This window comes from Ramlibacter sp. G4-7 (genome assembly GCF_057784995.1).
Map to the genome: position 1 here is coordinate 81,209 of NZ_JBYNTT010000010.1, position 14,043 is coordinate 95,251.

Genomic DNA, 14,043 nt, shown 5'->3' on the forward strand with positions numbered 1-14,043 from the left:
CGATGCTTGCTATTCCGGCATGGCGCTTCGCTTCCTAGAGTGAACCGGAACACGCCTTGCGGCGTGCACCGGAGGAAGCCATGAGAGAGCACATTCGCCGCGAGGCCGGGCAGTTCATCGGATCGGCCTGGTGGCTCGTCCCCGTCGCCTTCGCCACCGCCGCGGTCGCGGCCGTCGCCTTCAAGTCGGACGACGCCGGGCAGGCGCAGCCCGCGGTGCAATCCGCGGTCGCCGTGCCTGCTGTCGCGCCCGGCCCCGCCACGCTGCTTGCCCCGGCGGCGGTCAAGCCGCAGCCCGAGGAGCCGGCAGTGGTGGTGGAGCACGTGCAGGCCTTCTGAGGCAGCACTGCGCGGTGGCGCGCTGCGACGTGGCGCGCCGCGCTACTTCCCGGACCACGCCAGCGACAGGTCCCGCACGAAGGCCTCGAACGCCTGCGGCAGCTGCGACTCTTCCATCCGCAGCAAGGCCGACGGATGCAGCGTCACCAGCACGCGCAGGCCGTCCGGCCGCTCGAACCATTCGCCGCGTTCGCTGAGCACGGCCACCGGCCGGCCGAGCAGCGCGCGCGCGGCGGTGGCGCCGAGCGCGACGAGCGCCTTCGGCTGCACGAGCGCAATTTCTTCGTCCAGCCAGTGCCGGCACGCGAGTGCCTCCTGCTGCGTGGGCGTCTTGTGGATGCGGCGCTTGCCGCGCAGTTCGAACTTGAAATGCCGCAGGGCATTCGTCACGTAGACCGTTTCGCGGGCGACACCCAGCTGCTGCAAGGCGCGATCGAACAGCTGGCCCGCGGGCCCGACGAAGGGCCGCCCGCGCAGGTCCTCCTGTTCGCCGGGCTGCTCGCCCACGACCATCACGGCCGGCCGCAGCGGCCCTTCGCCAGGGACAGCCTGCGTGGCCAAGGCGCCGATCGGGCACTCGCGGCAGTGCTGCAGCCGTGCGTTCAGGTCGGCCAGCCCGTCGGGCGCGAGCAGCGGCGGCGGCTTGTCCGCAAAGCGCGGGATGCGGCGCGTGGTCACCGTCGCGGGCTGCTCGATCATGTGCGCGCTGCGCTCCTGCGCCGCCGCCGCAAGCGGCGCGATCAGCTGCGCCTCCGGCAGGTTGCGCCAGTAGCGGCGCGGCATCTCCTTGCGCATCATCTGCAGCTTCAGCCGTGCCGGATTGAAGATGCTCTGGTAGTACGTGAGCCACAGCGCTTCGCCGGCATCGGGCGGCGGCGCCTCGTCGCGGCGAGCACCGGCGCGAAAGTGCAGCTGCCGTCGGTCCCATTCGACGCAGCGCTCCGGCGTGAGGATGGCCCAGCGCATGTTTGCGAAGCGGCGCCGGAACCAGGGCGCGTTCGCCTCCACGATGTGGTGGTCCGGCTCGAACCAGGCCACGTGCAGCGGATCGCGTGCGTCGTCCCCATCGGGTACCTGCCGGAAACGCACGAAGGCATGCATCTTGTGGATGTCGCGCTGCACGGCCTGCGCCATCTGGCGCGCCTGCAGCATGTCGGCGTCGAGCGGGTCGTGTCGCAGGCCGGGCTCGTGCACGAGACGCCACAGCAGCCGGTACAGCAGGCCGAAGCGCTGCGGCTCGCTGTGCAGCACCACCGTGTGGCAAAGCTCCAGGAAGCCGGTGGGAACGGTGATGCCGCCTTCAGGCACGTCTTCCTGCTGCCCGGCTTCGCCGGCGAAGAGATCGTCGTGGCAAGGCCCGGCGGACCAGAACACCTGCTCCGGCGGGACCCGCCGCGCCAGCAGCCCCCGCGCTTCGCGGCGAAAGCCCGCGAGGTCCGTCTCGTTGGCCAGGCGCACCAGCATCAGAAGAGGGCGGCCTGCTCGGGAGGGCGGATGACCGGGGTCGCCGCGCTCGCCGCCAGCCTGCGGGTTCCGTCGGCGGAAGGCCGGTGGTCCGCGACGACGACGAAGGGCAGCACCTTGCGCACGGGCACGTGCAGGCGCTGCAGGTCGTCCGAGCGCACGCGGCGCACGCGGCGCGCGAGCAGCAGGCGGTCCACCGCCTTCACGCCGAGGCCGGGCACGCGCAAGAGCAGCTCGCGCGGCGCCCGGTTCAGGTCCACGGGGAAGCGCTCGGGGTGCGCGAGCGCCCACGCCAGCTTGGGATCGACCTCCAGGCGCAGCATGCCCCCGGTGCGGTCCGACGCGATCTCGTCGGCGGCGAAGCCGTAGAAGCGCATCAGCCAGTCGGCCTGGTACAGCCGGTGCTCGCGCACCAGCGGCGGCGCCTTCAGCGGCAGCGAGGAAGAGGCATCCGGGATCGGGCTGAAGGCGGAGTAGTACACGCGCTTGAGCCGGTAGGCGCCATACAGCTGTGCGCTCGTCGACAGGATCGTGGCGTCGTCGGTCGCGTCCGCGCCCACGATCATCTGCGTGCTCTGCCCGGCGGCCGCGAAGGCGCCGGGCTGTGCCCGGGACGGCTTCGCCCCGGGCAGCGAGACGACCGGCCGGGCCTTCGCCTCCTGCGCCTGCGCCCTGGCGTCGTCGATGTGCACCCGCAGCCGCGCCATGGACCGGCGGATCGCCGACACGTCCTTCTCCGGCGCCAGGCGCGTGAGGCTGTGCTCGGTGGGCAGCTCGATGTTGATGGACAGGCGATCGGCGTACTGACCCGCGCGCTGCAGCAGCTCCGGTGCGGCGTCCGGAATCGTCTTCAGGTGGATGTAGCCGCGGAAGTCGTGTTCCTCGCGCAGGCGCCGCGCCACCTCGACGACCTGCTCCATGGTGTAGTCCGGGCTGCGGATGATGCCGCTGGAGAGGAACAGGCCTTCGATGCAATTGCGCCGGTAGAAGTCCAGCGTGAGCTGCACGACCTCGTCGACGGTAAAGCGCGCGCGCGGCACGTTGCTGCTGACGCGGTTGACGCAGTACAGGCAGTCGTACAGGCAGAAATTGGTCAGGAGGATCTTCAGCAGGGAGATGCAGCGGCCGTCGGGGGCGTAGCTGTGGCAGATGCCCATGCCCTCGTTGGAGCCCAGGCCGCGACCCTGCGTGGAGTCGCGCCGGACGCCGCCGGACGATGCGCAGGAGGCGTCGTACTTGGCGGCGTCGGCGAGGATGGCGAGCTTGGCTTTCAGGTCCACTGTATGAGCATACAGTGTTCCGCGCCGACCCAGGCCGGCGGCCCCGCCTTGCACGGGGCGCCCGCCAACTTTTCCCTTATTGCGCGGTGCGGGCGGGCTGGCCGGCCAGCTGGCGCGAGGCGTCGACGGGCTTGCCACCCGCGAGGAAGGCGGAGCCGCTGTCTTCGGCGGTCATCGCGGCAACCGCGTCTCGGCTGGACAGGTACTCGTTGGTGACCTGCGCACGCGTCTTCTCGCCGCGGAAGGACTTCAGCGGGTTGTACGAGGTGGACCAGGGGTTCACGCCGGCGCTGCGGTAGTCGACGTACTGGGCCTGGACGGCGGCGCGCGTCGCCGGCGCGGCAGCCGTCGTGGTGGCGAACTGGCCGGCCGGGTCCATGTCATCCGCGAAGGCGGTCAGGGCGGAGAGGGACAGGACGGCGAGGGCGATCTTGGAAACTTTCATGGTGCTTCTTTCTGCTTGCGATGACGATGGAAGGACTGTATTCCTCCGCCGCAATGCAAAAAACAGCCTCGGTCGCAATCCTCCATTGCGAATACTGAAATAATCCAGCGCATGGACCGACTGCAATCGATGAGGGTGTTCCAGGAAGTGGTCGATGAAGGCGGCTTCGCCGCCGCGGCCCGCAAGCTCGAGCTCACGCCCGCGGCCGTGACCCGGCTGGTGAGCGACCTCGAGAAGCACCTGGGCGTGCGATTGCTGCAGCGGACCACGCGGCGGCTGTCGCTGACGCCTGCGGGCGATGCCTATCTCGCGCGGCTGCGCGGGATCCTCAACGACATCGAGGAGGCCGACGGCGTGGTGCAGGCGCAGAGCCGCGAAATGAGTGGCACGGTGCGCATCCTCGCGCAGCCGGTCGTGGCCACGCACATCATCGCGCCGGCCATCCCGGAGTTCCAGCGCCGCTACCCCGAGGTGGTGCTGGAGCTGCACGTGCACGACGTCGTGGACCCGAACGTGGAGGACTACGACCTGACCATCGTCAATGGCGCCGTGCCGCTGGTGTCGAGTGCGATCGTGCGCACCGTGATCGAGAGCCAGGCGGTGTTCTGCGCCGCGCCGTCCTACCTGCAGCAGCACGGGGAGCCGAAGCATCCGGAGGACCTGCGCCGGCATCGCTGCCTGCGCCTGCGCGCGGAAGGCACGCGCCTGCGGTCCATGACCTTGATCGACCCGACGAACGACGACCGCCGCATCGAACTGGACGTGCGCGCGGCGGTGACCGCGAACCACACCGATTCGCTGATGCGCGCGACGATCTCCGGCGGCGGCATCGGCATCCAGCCCGCCGACCTGATCGCGCCCATGCTGAAGGCCGGCGTGCTGCAGCGCGTGCTCGCGCCCTGGATCACCGGCCGCATCACGCTGGTCGCCGCGCTTCCCAGCCGCAAGTTCATGCCGGCGCGCACGCGCGCCTTCCTGGATTTCCTGGTGGACTACACCCGCCAGGCGATGGCGGGGCTGGAAGAAGCGGGTTGAAGCGGGTGGCTCAGACCTGCGCGGGCGCCACGCGCAAGCCCACCCAGGCCGCGCCGATCACGGCGTTGACAGGCACGGCGAGCGCGCAAGGCACGTAGAACAGGACGGAAAGGCCGGGCGCAGCCAGCAGCGATTCGACGCCGACACCGAGACCGTAGAAGAACAGACCGCACCAGAACCAGCGCCGCATGTACGTGGGCAACCAGCGCGCCTGGTCGCGGTTGTGCCGCCATGCGGCCGCGCGCTCCAGCAGGTTGCCCCGGTTGACGTCCTGGAACAGCCAGCCGAAGAAGAAGTAGCGGTACAGCAGGGTGCCGAAAGACATGATGCGCCTTCACCTCAGTGACGCGACCTCGCGTGCGGCCGCGTTGCCATGTTCGATCCTTGTAGCGCCAAGGCTCGTGCGTGTCCATGCTGGTTTCGTGTAGGAACGCCTAGCGCGCTCCAGCCAATCCACGAAGCGTGACAAGGGCACTGGCGTGGTGCGGCCAGCGGCGCGGCCGGGGCTGGCATACTGCATTTTTCCACCGAAAGCAGTGCATGACCGATTGGACGGAAGAACTGGCCGCCGCCGTCGCGCAGGCCGAGCGCTTCGAGGCCGCCGAGAGCGAGGCGGAACAGCAGTTCCACATCCTGCGCGCCGAAGCCGAGCAGGCCGGTGATGCACAGCGTGCGCTGGAGAGCGTCGAGTTTCGCCGGTGGATGGACGCGCGCAGCGCCACCGACCTGGCCTGGGGCTCGTGGTTCCTGCTGAAGGGCGCGAAGAAAAGCTGACCCCGGGGGAGCGCCGACGCTTCGCCGCCACCCGACAAGAATCTCCTACAAGAGCACGCCGGCGCGTCGCCGACGATGGGGCTTTGCACTCCGGAGCCCCTGCCATCGCGCGACGACGCCTCGTCCTGCCTGCGGCCGCCATCGCGGCCGACCTGCCCGCCAGCCTGGAGCCCGAGCTCGCGACGCTCGTGGACAAGCCGCTGCCGGGCGACTGGATCTACGAGATCAAGTTCGATGGCTACCGCATGCTCGCGCGCATCGGCGGCCCCCGGGACGTTCGCATCGTCACGCGGCGCGGCAACGACTGGACGCACCGCTTCGCCGCCCTGCAGAAGGCCCTGATCGCCGCGAAGCTGCCGCCCGGCTGGTACGACGGGGAGATCGTCCTGCTGGATGAAAGCGGCAAGCCCAGCTTCAACGGCCTGCAGAACGCCATCGAGAGCGACCGCAACGACGCGATCGTCTACTACCTGTTCGACCTGCCATTCTGCGAGGGCCACGACCTGCGGCGCGTGCCGGTGGAGGAACGCCGGGCGCTGCTGCAGTCGGTGCTGAAGGAAAACGAGCGCCTGCGCTTCAGCCAGGAGATCGGCGGCGAGGCGGCCGCCATCCTGCAGTCCGCGTGCCGTCTCGGGCTGGAGGGCGTCATCGGCAAGCGGCGCGGTTCCATCTACGTGCAGCGCCGCTCGGACGACTGGATCAAGCTCAAATGCACGCAGCGGCAGGAGTTCGTCATCGGCGGCTTCACCTGGCCGGACGATTCGCGGCCGAACGGCATCGGTGCGCTGCTCGTGGGCTACCGCGACGACGCGGGCGAACTGCAGTACGCCGGCAAGGTGGGCACGGGCTTCACCGGCGAAGTGTCGGCCGCGCTGCGCCGCCGCCTGGAGGGCATGGCGGTTCCCCGGCGGCCGTTCGCCGGGGCCACGGGGCACGACCGCCATGCGACCTGGGTGCGGCCCGAACTGGTGTGCGAGGTCACGTACAACGAGTGGCCGCAGAACGGCAGCCTGCGCCATGCGTCCTTCAAGGGCTTGCGCGAGGACAAGCCCGCGGCGGCGGTCGAACGCGAGCGGCCCGCCACCGCATCGGCTCCGGCCGTGCCCCTGCTGCGCAAGGTGACGCACGGCAAGCGCGTCGTCGATCCTTCCACCGGCTTCACCAAGCTCGATGTCGTGCGCTACTACGTGGAGGTTGCGCCCTGGGTGCTGCCGCACCTGCAAGGGCGGCCGGCGTACATCCGGCGGGCGCCGCTGGGCATCGCCGAGCCCATGGTCTTCCAGCAGCATCCGCAAGGCCTGCGCGGCTTGCGCGGCACCGACCCGGCGCTGTGGCCGGGGCACGATCCGGCCATCGCCTTCGACACGCCCGAGGACCTGTTCGCCGCGGCGCAGCTGGGGATGATCGAAGTCCATACCTGGAATTCAACGGCACGCGCCATCGCGCAGCCGGACCGCCTCGTCTTCGACCTGGACCCGGGCGACGGCGTGCCCTGGCCGCAGGTGCAGGAAGGCGCGCTGCTGCTGCGCGCGCTGCTGCAGGAGCTGGGCCTGCAAAGCTGGCTCAAGACCAGCGGCGGCAAGGGCCTGCACCTGTGGGTGCCGATCGCGCCCGAGTGCGACTACGACACGGCCAAGGATTTCTCCGAGGCGGTGGTCCGGCACATGGCGCGCACGATCCCGCAGCGCTTCGTCGCGAAGTCGGGGCCGCGCAACCGCGTCGGCCGCATCTTCATCGACTACCTGCGCAATGGCTGGGTGCAGTCCACCGCCGAGGCCTTCTCGGCGCGCGCGCGGCCGGGGCTCGCCGTGTCCATGCCGATCGCCTGGGACGAGCTGCCGCGCGTGCGGGGCGGCGACCACTGGAACATCGTGAGCGCCATCGAGTACCTGGGCTCCCTGAAGGCGGACCCCTGGGCCGGCTATTGGGACAAGCCGCGGAAGCTGGATCCGGCGATGAAGAGGCTGGGCTTCGCGCCGTCGAAGCGGTGAGCGCCAGCGAACCCCGCGGTGCGTCAGACGGTCGCGTCCACCTCGCGCTCGCCAGGCGGCAGTTCATCCAGCTCGATCGAGATGTTCGGCGCGCCATCGAGGTCGAGGTTCGCGTCGTCGCGCGCGTCCGCGACCGCGGTGAATTGCCCGTCGAGCCACAGGTAGCGGACCTTGCGCGCGATCGCGTGCAGCGCCTCTTCCTCGGTGAAGAAGCCGCCGTCGGACTGCTGGTTGCCATCGAGCAGGTAGCGGAAGCTCCCGCCGTCCTCCCGCGTGATCGCGCCGAGGTCGATCACCTTCTGCGTGCGGTTGCGTGCGTAGATCCGGCCGTTCGCCGCGTACAGGAGGAAGGGCTGTCGCAGCGGGCTGCGGGGGGGAGGGTCGTCATGGGCCATGCCCACAATCTGGCGCCGCCCCCGTGCCGCCGCTGTAGGACCGCGCCGCAGCTCAGGGCCGCCAGGCCAGCGCAAGGAGTCCGAGCACCACCAGCGCCAGCCCTCCTTGCTCCGAGGGGGCCAGCTTCTCGCGCAGCAGCCGGCGCGAGACGAGGTAACTGAACACCACCTCCACCATCCCGAGCGTGCGCACGTTGGTGGCCGTGGTGAGCGCGAAAGCGGTGAACCAGGCGATCGAGGCGAGCGCGCCCATGCAGCCGGCGACGGTGGAAACGCGCCACGCGGTCACCGTGGCGCGCAGCGAGGCCGGCGCGCGCAAGGCCAGCCAGCCACCCAGCAGCAGCGTCTGCAGGCTCTGCGCCAGCAGCACGCCCCAGGCGCCCGCGAACCAGGCCGAACTCTCCGGCACCTGGAGCGCGGCGCCGCGGTAGCCCACCGCCGACAGCGCGAAGCCGGCGCCGGAGGCGAGCCCGTACCATGCCGCGGTCGAGGTCCAGGCACGGCCCTCGACCGCGGCGCCCTTGCGCGGCAGCGAGAGCATCACCACGCCCGCCGTGGCGAGCGCGATCGCCACCAGGGTCACCGGGCCGGGCAGCTCGCGCAGGAACAGGGAGCCGAACAGGGCGACCTGCAAGGCATCGGTCTTGGAGTAGGCGACGCCGACCACGAAGTTGCGCTGCTTCATGGCGGCGAGCAGGAAGGCCGTGGCGGCCAGCTGCCCGAGCGCGCCGAGCAGCAGCCAGGCGAAGTAGCCGGCGTGGAAGGCGGGCACGGGCGCCGCGGTCGCGGGCAAGCCGTGCAGCAGCAGCACCCAGGCGCCTGCGAAAGGAATGCCGTAGAGGAAACGGGCGAGCGTGGCGCCCAGGGTGCCGGCCTGCGCGACCAGAGAACGTTGGGCGGCGTTGCGCGCCGTCTGGGCCAGCGCAGCCCAGAGGACGATGGGAACCCAGAGCCAGGCGGCGGTGCTCAACCCTTGCAGCTGCCGCCGGCGGCGCGCGTGAAGGACTGGCCGGTGGCGAGCGCCAGCACGCCGGAGGCGCTGACGATGCGCAGCTCATTGCCCTCGGCCTGCAACTCCATCGTGTGGTCCCGTTGCGGGTCGACCTTGACGCGCGTGCCTTCCACCTTGCCGGTGATCTCGCGCACGCGCTGCTTGCGCACCAGCCGGCCCTGCACGTCGGCGGAGCGCTGCTCGATCTCGAGCGAGAATTCGTGCAGCAGCCCGGCGCCGCACCACAGGCCGCCGACCGCGGCGAAGTTCGCCTTGCGCATGCTCGCCTGCTGCGGGGCCGTATCGGAATCCGCGGACGCAGCGAAGGGCATGGCAAGGGCCAGCACGGCGGCAGCGAGGACGGAGTGGCGCACGAACGACATGGCGCGGACGATAGCACCGCCGGCCTGCGGCTTCATTTTCCAGACGTAAAGACCCGACTCAGCGGCGAGGGGGCGGGGGCGCGGGCAGTCGTTGCCGCGCCGGGCGGCGCAGGTACAGCGGGTCCGACCAGGTCGCGAGCCACTGCGGCCGGTAGGCGACCAGCAGGCTCACCAGGGCGCAGGACCAGGAGGCTTCGCCCATGGCCAGCAGGAAGACGGCGACGTGCCGCAGTTCGGCCGTCGGCCCTTGCACGCCGTGGCTCAGCGAGGCCGCGCAGAAGCCGCAGGCCGCCAGGGCCACCATGGGTACGAGGAAGGCGCGGCCGATCATGTAGGCCACCGGGTTCGGGCCGAAGGCCTTGCGAACGCCGGACCCCAGCAGCAGGACCAGCGTGGCGGGCACGAGGCCCGACCAGACCGTGAGCGACAGCGCCTGGCTCAGGGACGCGCCGGTGGTGAGCAAGGTGCTCAGGCCCGCGACGGTGATCACCGGCACGGCGAGCGGCCACCCCAGCAACAGCACGGCCAGCGGCGCTCCCGACCAATGCAGGGGCAGGGACAGCGCCGTCAGTCCCGGCCACGACCACAGCCAAGGCAGCACCGTGAGGCTGGCGAGGAAGGGGGTCACCAGCGGCGGCAGATCGCCGCCATAGGGGCGCAGCAGGCGCCAGGGACGCACGACGAGGGTCGCCGCCCACGCCAGGGCAAGCAGCAGGATTTCGAGGATGGAACGGGCGTCCATGGCCGTCACTGCCCGTCCGGACGGATCTTGCCTTCCTTGCAATACCGTTCGTATTCGTCGCGCGTGATGGCGGCCGAGCCGGCATTGCCTTCGCCGTCGGTCCAGGAGAGGGTCACGCTGTCGTCGGCGATCTCCATGTCCACATCGCCATCCGGCACCGGCATGAGCACGCCGTCTCCCGCGCGAAAGCAGACTTCTCCCCGGATGACGGCGTGCTGGGACATGGCGATCTTCTCCTGAAAAAACGTGCGGCGCGCCCAGTGTCCGGCGCGTCAGGGCGGCGGCTCTGTCAGCGGGCGCCCCGTGTCCGTGCCGGACGGCGGGGACCGCCTGCGCGGGGGCGGCACAATCGCACCCATGAGGAGAGCCTGGAGGGACGTTGGGGCGGTGCTCGCCATTGCGCTGCTCACCGGCGCATTGCTGGTGTTCGCGCTGCTGTACCAGCGCGAGGCCGCCTTGCGCAGCGGCGAGGAGCTGACCGCATCGCTGTCCCGCGTGATCGCGGAGCAGAGCGCGCGCACGCTGCAGTCGGTGGACCAGACCCTGCAGCTGGCGATCGTGGCGATGCGCGCGCAGCAGGCCCGCGGCCCGCTCGATGCCGAACGGGGGCGGGACACGCTGCGCGCCCAGTTGAAGGACCTGCCGTTCCTGCGCGCGATCTGGGTGGTGGACGGCAATGGCCGCATCACCTTCAATTCCGACGAGGGAACCATAGGCTCGGACATGCGGGACCGGCCGTACTTCCAGGCCTACCTGCGCGAGCCGCGGACCGAGTTCTACATCGGCCCGGTGATCCGCAGCCGCACGCGCGGCACCTGGATGATGAGCGTGGCGCGCCCGATCCGCGACGCGAGCGGACAGGTGCAGCAGGTGATCGCCGGCGCGGTGGACCCGCCTTACTTCGAACAGCTGTGGCGCGGGATCGACCTCGGGCCGAACGGCGCCATCGCCCTGTACACCCGCAACGGGCAGTTGATCGCGCGCAGCCCCGCCGACAGCAGCGCGCTGGGCAAGGACTTCTCGCACCTGCCGATCTTCCGTGAGTACCTGCCGCGCTCGCCGCAGGGCACGTTCCTGCGCGAAAGCGGCATCGACGGCGTGCTGCGCGTCGTGGCGTACCGGCAGCTGCCCACCTACCCCGACCTGGTGGTCGCGGTGGGATCCAGCTACGACGAGATGCTGGCGCCCTGGCGCCGCTTCGCCCTGCTCACGTCCACCGTGTGGACCGCCGCGGTGCTGGTGGCGATCGTGCTCACGATGCAGCTGCGGCGCCAGTCGCGCAGCCGCGAGCACACCGAGCGGCGCTTCCAGCAGCTCGCGCAGGCCATGCCGCAGATCGTGTTCATCTCACCGCCGGACGGCGGCATTCAGTTCATCAACCAGCGCTGGGTGGAAGCCACCGGTCTGGCGGCGGAGGACGCGCTGGGCATCGGCTGGCGGCAGATGGTGCACCCGGCGGACCTGCCCGTCCTCACCGCCAACCTGCAGCGCGCCCTGCGCAACAACGAGCCGATGCAGCATGAGTTCCGCCTCCAGTACCGCGACGGGACCTACCGCTGGCAGCTGATGCGCGCGGTGCCCATGCGCCTGGGCACGGACGCGGTCGAATCCTGGTTCGGCACGGCGACGGACATCGATGCCCTCAAGCACGCGCAGGAGCAGTTGCGCGAGCAGGCCGAGCGCCTGGGCATGGCGAGCCGGCTCACGCGCATGGGCCATTACCGGGCCGACCTCGCAACGCAGCGGGTCCTGCTGTCCGAAGAGGCCGCGGCCATCCTGGACCTGCCGCCGGACGCGGAGCCTTCGCTGCAGGAAGTGCTGGGCATGCTGACGCCGGCCTCGCTGCCGAAGGCGATCCAGGCGATGGATGCCTGCGTGAACGATGGACACCCGTACGACACGGAGGTGGAGCTGGTGACGGGCACCGGCCGCCGCGTGTGGCTGCGCTCGGTGGCGGAGCCGGTGCGTGACGAAAGCGGCAAGGTCGTGGCCATCCAGGGCGCGCAGCAGGACATCACGCTGCGCGTGCTGATGATGGAGGAGATCCGCCGGCTCAATGCCAGCCTGGAGGAGCGCATCGCCGAGCGCACGGCGCAGCTCTCGCGGCAGGACGCGTTGTTCCGCACGCTGGCCGAGCAGGCGCCGCTGCCCTTCTGGACCGTCGATCCGCAAGGCCGCGTGACCTTCCTGAGCCGCGCCTGGTACGACCTGGCCGGGGGCGAGCCGCCGCAGTGGCACGGCCGCGAGTGGGTGCGGCTGATCCATCCCGACGACCGCGAGGACGTCCTGCAGAACTGGTCGAAGGCGTCGTCGACGGGGACGCCCTACACGGGCACCCGCCGCATCCGCATGCGCGACGGCACGTACCACACGACCTCCTACCGCGCGGTTCCGGTGCGCGACGAGCAGGGCACCATCCTGCTGTGGGTGGGCGTGGACAGCGACATCACCGACCTGATGGCCAACCAGGAGGCGCTGCGGCTGGCGAACAAGCAGCTGGAGTCCTTCTCGTACTCGGTGTCGCACGACCTGCAGTCGCCATTGCAGCGCGTAAGCTCCTTCGGCCGGCTGCTGCAGCAGGAGATCGCGCCGCTTCCGGAGGGCCGCGCGCACCACTACCTGGCGCGCATCCAGGCCAACGCCGACGAGATGGCGCAGCTGATCGAAGGGCTGCTGGCGCTCGCCCACGTCTCGGAGGTGGCGGTGATCCGCGCGGCCGTGAACCTGAGCGACATCGCCGGCGGGATCCTGCAGCGGCTGCAGTCGGAGCACCCCCAGCGCCGCGTGCGCTGGCGCGTGCAGCCGGGCCTGGTCGCGGCGGGGGACGTCCGCCTGATGCGTTCGGTGCTGGAAAACCTGGTGGGCAACGCCTGGAAATTCAGCGGCAAGGCGCCCGTGGCCGAGATCGAGGTCGGCGCCGGCAGGGAGCCGGGCCAGTTCTACGTGCGCGACAACGGCTGCGGCTTCGACATGGCGTATGCGGATCGCCTGTTCGGGACCTTCCAGCGGCTGCATGGCGCCGACGAATTCCCGGGCACGGGCATCGGCCTGGCGACGGTCGCGCGCGCGGTCTCGCGGCAGGGAGGACGGGTGTGGGCGCAGGCGGCGCCCGGGCAGGGCGCCACCTTCTGGTTCACGCTGCCGCCGGCGGCCTAGCGGCTGGCGGAATCGCGCCGGATCGTCTCCAGCGGCGTGAAGGCGGAATCGATCGGGTGGCGGCGCGGCGTCTTCGCGCTTTCCTTGCCCAGGACCAGCCGCATGATCTTGCCCGCGCGCCCCCAGAGGAAGCTCACCAGCGCGCGCAGGAGGATCGTGCCGTTGAACGGGATGTAGGTCAGCATCCCCGTGCCGTCGACGTAACCGGGGTTGTGTTCCAGGTAGAAGCGGGTGTCGCGGCGACGGCTGTTCAGCCAGCGCTGGCGCTCCTCGTCGGTCTCCAGCGTGATCCAGTTGACGTGGCGCACCAGCGGATTGGCGGGGTGCACGCGATCCAGCTCGAAGCAGCCGGCGAGTTCCTCCATGCGTTCCATGATGGCCGGCGGGATCTCGCGGCGGGTCGCGTGCGGCCAGATCACGGGCGCGTAGTGCGCCAGGAAGGTGTAGCTGCTCGGGTGGGTGAGCGCCGCGAAGATGCAGAAACGGCGCCACGGGTGGTGCAGCCACACGCGCAGCAGGCGCAGGCAGCCGTACACCATGGTGAGGTCGCGACCGCGGTACGCGGGCAGCGTTCCGGCTTCCATGCGGATCACCGTGGACAGGCGGTTCTCCACCAGCAGGCGGAAAGCATGGATGGAGGTGTAGCCCACCACCTGGCCCTTGGAGTTGTGCTTGACGTAGATCCACGTGCGCCAGGCATCGCGCTCCACGACGTAGGAGCGGAACTCCTCGTAGCTCAGGCCCGTGAAGATCTGCGCGTGGACGGCGAACAGCTCGCGCGTGAGGGCCTCCCGCGCGTCACGGGACATGTCGTGCACGGTGTGGCAGGTGATGCGGGATAGAGAGGTCATGGGCTAGGGCTTTTGCCTAGTATGGCAGGTCATTACAAATTGCAACAACCCCCGTTCGTCGGGCTCCTGGCGGTCACCCGCCGTTTCGCGGCCGCCAGAGGGGAAAGAGAGTAGGAAAGGTGTCGAATCCCCGGCTTTTCCAGATGTAAGGAGCGCGCCGGATTCGGTGGCCGGGCGTGCGGGGGCCGCAACAGGAAC

Annotated in this window: 15 protein-coding genes; 5 read left to right on the top strand and 10 right to left on the bottom strand. The window is 70.4% G+C overall.

Features of this window, described 5'->3' with window-relative positions:
- Window positions 1-80: 80 nt before the first annotated feature.
- Window positions 81-338 (top strand): hypothetical protein, encoded by a 258-nt coding sequence (locus tag AC3EGR_RS15200; protein ID WP_488547338.1) that lies wholly within the window; start codon window positions 81-83, stop codon window positions 336-338.
- A gap of 42 nt (window positions 339-380) precedes the next feature.
- Here AC3EGR_RS15200 and AC3EGR_RS15205 read toward each other — a convergent pair whose 3' ends face one another.
- The 3 genes from AC3EGR_RS15205 to AC3EGR_RS15215 form a co-directional block, all read right to left on the bottom strand.
- Window positions 381-1,802 (bottom strand): UdgX family uracil-DNA binding protein, encoded by a 1,422-nt coding sequence (locus AC3EGR_RS15205; RefSeq protein ID WP_488547339.1) that lies wholly within the window; start codon window positions 1,800-1,802, stop codon window positions 381-383.
- Window positions 1,802-3,082, bottom strand: a complete 1,281-nt coding sequence (locus AC3EGR_RS15210) for a putative DNA modification/repair radical SAM protein (RefSeq protein WP_488547340.1) — start codon at window positions 3,080-3,082, stop codon at window positions 1,802-1,804. The genes AC3EGR_RS15205 and AC3EGR_RS15210 overlap by 1 nt, the downstream gene beginning before the upstream one ends.
- A 76-nt stretch (window positions 3,083-3,158) precedes the next feature.
- Entirely contained in the window at window positions 3,159-3,527 is a 369-nt protein-coding gene (locus tag AC3EGR_RS15215) for a hypothetical protein (protein ID WP_488547341.1), read from the bottom strand.
- A 111-nt stretch (window positions 3,528-3,638) separates the two neighbouring features.
- Between AC3EGR_RS15215 and AC3EGR_RS15220 the strand changes: the two genes are divergently transcribed.
- Window positions 3,639-4,562 (top strand): LysR family transcriptional regulator, encoded by a 924-nt coding sequence (locus AC3EGR_RS15220; RefSeq protein WP_488547342.1) that lies wholly within the window; start codon window positions 3,639-3,641, stop codon window positions 4,560-4,562.
- 10 nt (window positions 4,563-4,572) lie between these two features.
- Here AC3EGR_RS15220 and AC3EGR_RS15225 read toward each other — a convergent pair whose 3' ends face one another.
- Window positions 4,573-4,887, bottom strand: coding sequence for a hypothetical protein (locus tag AC3EGR_RS15225; protein WP_488547343.1), 315 nt, complete (start codon window positions 4,885-4,887; stop codon window positions 4,573-4,575).
- 215 nt (window positions 4,888-5,102) lie between these two features.
- Here AC3EGR_RS15225 and AC3EGR_RS15230 point away from each other — a divergent pair, with 215 nt between their 5' ends.
- Together AC3EGR_RS15230 and ligD are read left to right on the top strand one after the other, a co-directional pair.
- Window positions 5,103-5,336, top strand: coding sequence for a hypothetical protein (locus tag AC3EGR_RS15230; RefSeq protein WP_488547344.1), 234 nt, complete (start codon window positions 5,103-5,105; stop codon window positions 5,334-5,336).
- A gap of 83 nt (window positions 5,337-5,419) precedes the next feature.
- Window positions 5,420-7,327, top strand: a complete 1,908-nt coding sequence (gene ligD / locus AC3EGR_RS15235) for a DNA ligase D (RefSeq protein ID WP_488547345.1) — start codon at window positions 5,420-5,422, stop codon at window positions 7,325-7,327.
- Between the two features lie 23 nt (window positions 7,328-7,350).
- Here the strand turns inward: ligD and AC3EGR_RS15240 are convergent, their stop codons facing one another.
- From AC3EGR_RS15240 to AC3EGR_RS15260, 5 genes are read right to left on the bottom strand one after another with little or no spacing between them, the layout of a single operon-like run.
- Complete coding sequence (locus tag AC3EGR_RS15240; protein ID WP_488547346.1) at window positions 7,351-7,722, bottom strand: hypothetical protein; 372 nt, start codon at window positions 7,720-7,722, stop codon at window positions 7,351-7,353.
- Window positions 7,723-7,774: 52 nt separating this feature from the next.
- Window positions 7,775-8,692, bottom strand: coding sequence for an EamA/RhaT family transporter (locus AC3EGR_RS15245; RefSeq protein ID WP_488547347.1), 918 nt, complete (start codon window positions 8,690-8,692; stop codon window positions 7,775-7,777).
- Complete coding sequence (locus AC3EGR_RS15250) at window positions 8,689-9,096, bottom strand: hypothetical protein (protein ID WP_488547348.1); 408 nt, start codon at window positions 9,094-9,096, stop codon at window positions 8,689-8,691. Before AC3EGR_RS15250 ends, AC3EGR_RS15245 begins: the two co-directional genes overlap by 4 nt.
- A gap of 58 nt (window positions 9,097-9,154) precedes the next feature.
- Window positions 9,155-9,838, bottom strand: a complete 684-nt coding sequence (locus AC3EGR_RS15255) for a hypothetical protein (protein WP_488547349.1) — start codon at window positions 9,836-9,838, stop codon at window positions 9,155-9,157.
- A 5-nt stretch (window positions 9,839-9,843) separates the two neighbouring features.
- Complete coding sequence (locus tag AC3EGR_RS15260; RefSeq protein ID WP_488547350.1) at window positions 9,844-10,062, bottom strand: hypothetical protein; 219 nt, start codon at window positions 10,060-10,062, stop codon at window positions 9,844-9,846.
- 133 nt (window positions 10,063-10,195) lie between these two features.
- On the opposite strand from AC3EGR_RS15260, the gene AC3EGR_RS15265 reads away from it, so the two are divergent.
- Window positions 10,196-12,994: a PAS domain-containing protein gene (locus tag AC3EGR_RS15265; protein ID WP_488547351.1), complete on the top strand. Its 2,799-nt coding sequence runs from the start codon at window positions 10,196-10,198 to the stop codon at window positions 12,992-12,994.
- Here AC3EGR_RS15265 and AC3EGR_RS15270 read toward each other — a convergent pair.
- Window positions 12,991-13,845, bottom strand: coding sequence for a hypothetical protein (locus AC3EGR_RS15270; protein ID WP_488547352.1), 855 nt, complete (start codon window positions 13,843-13,845; stop codon window positions 12,991-12,993). The two genes, AC3EGR_RS15265 and AC3EGR_RS15270, sit on opposite strands and share 4 nt — an antisense overlap.
- Window positions 13,846-14,043: the final 198 nt, after the last annotated feature.

Excerpts from the sequence above, each read along its gene's own strand:
- AC3EGR_RS15200 (WP_488547338.1), top strand. The coding sequence starts at position 81 with ATGAGAGAGCACATTCGCCGCGAGGCCGGGCAGTTCATCGGATCGGCC.
- AC3EGR_RS15205 (WP_488547339.1), bottom strand. The coding sequence starts at position 1,802 with ATGCTGGTGCGCCTGGCCAACGAGACGGACCTCGCGGGCTTTCGCCGC.
- AC3EGR_RS15215 (WP_488547341.1), bottom strand. The coding sequence starts at position 3,527 with ATGAAAGTTTCCAAGATCGCCCTCGCCGTCCTGTCCCTCTCCGCCCTG.
- AC3EGR_RS15220 (WP_488547342.1), top strand. The coding sequence starts at position 3,639 with ATGGACCGACTGCAATCGATGAGGGTGTTCCAGGAAGTGGTCGATGAA.
- AC3EGR_RS15225 (WP_488547343.1), bottom strand. The coding sequence starts at position 4,887 with ATGTCTTTCGGCACCCTGCTGTACCGCTACTTCTTCTTCGGCTGGCTG.
- AC3EGR_RS15230 (WP_488547344.1), top strand. The coding sequence starts at position 5,103 with ATGACCGATTGGACGGAAGAACTGGCCGCCGCCGTCGCGCAGGCCGAG.
- AC3EGR_RS15240 (WP_488547346.1), bottom strand. The coding sequence starts at position 7,722 with ATGGCCCATGACGACCCTCCCCCCCGCAGCCCGCTGCGACAGCCCTTC.
- AC3EGR_RS15250 (WP_488547348.1), bottom strand. The coding sequence starts at position 9,096 with ATGTCGTTCGTGCGCCACTCCGTCCTCGCTGCCGCCGTGCTGGCCCTT.
- AC3EGR_RS15255 (WP_488547349.1), bottom strand. The coding sequence starts at position 9,838 with ATGGACGCCCGTTCCATCCTCGAAATCCTGCTGCTTGCCCTGGCGTGG.
- AC3EGR_RS15260 (WP_488547350.1), bottom strand. The coding sequence starts at position 10,062 with ATGTCCCAGCACGCCGTCATCCGGGGAGAAGTCTGCTTTCGCGCGGGA.
- AC3EGR_RS15265 (WP_488547351.1), top strand. The coding sequence starts at position 10,196 with ATGAGGAGAGCCTGGAGGGACGTTGGGGCGGTGCTCGCCATTGCGCTG.
- AC3EGR_RS15270 (WP_488547352.1), bottom strand. The coding sequence starts at position 13,845 with ATGACCTCTCTATCCCGCATCACCTGCCACACCGTGCACGACATGTCC.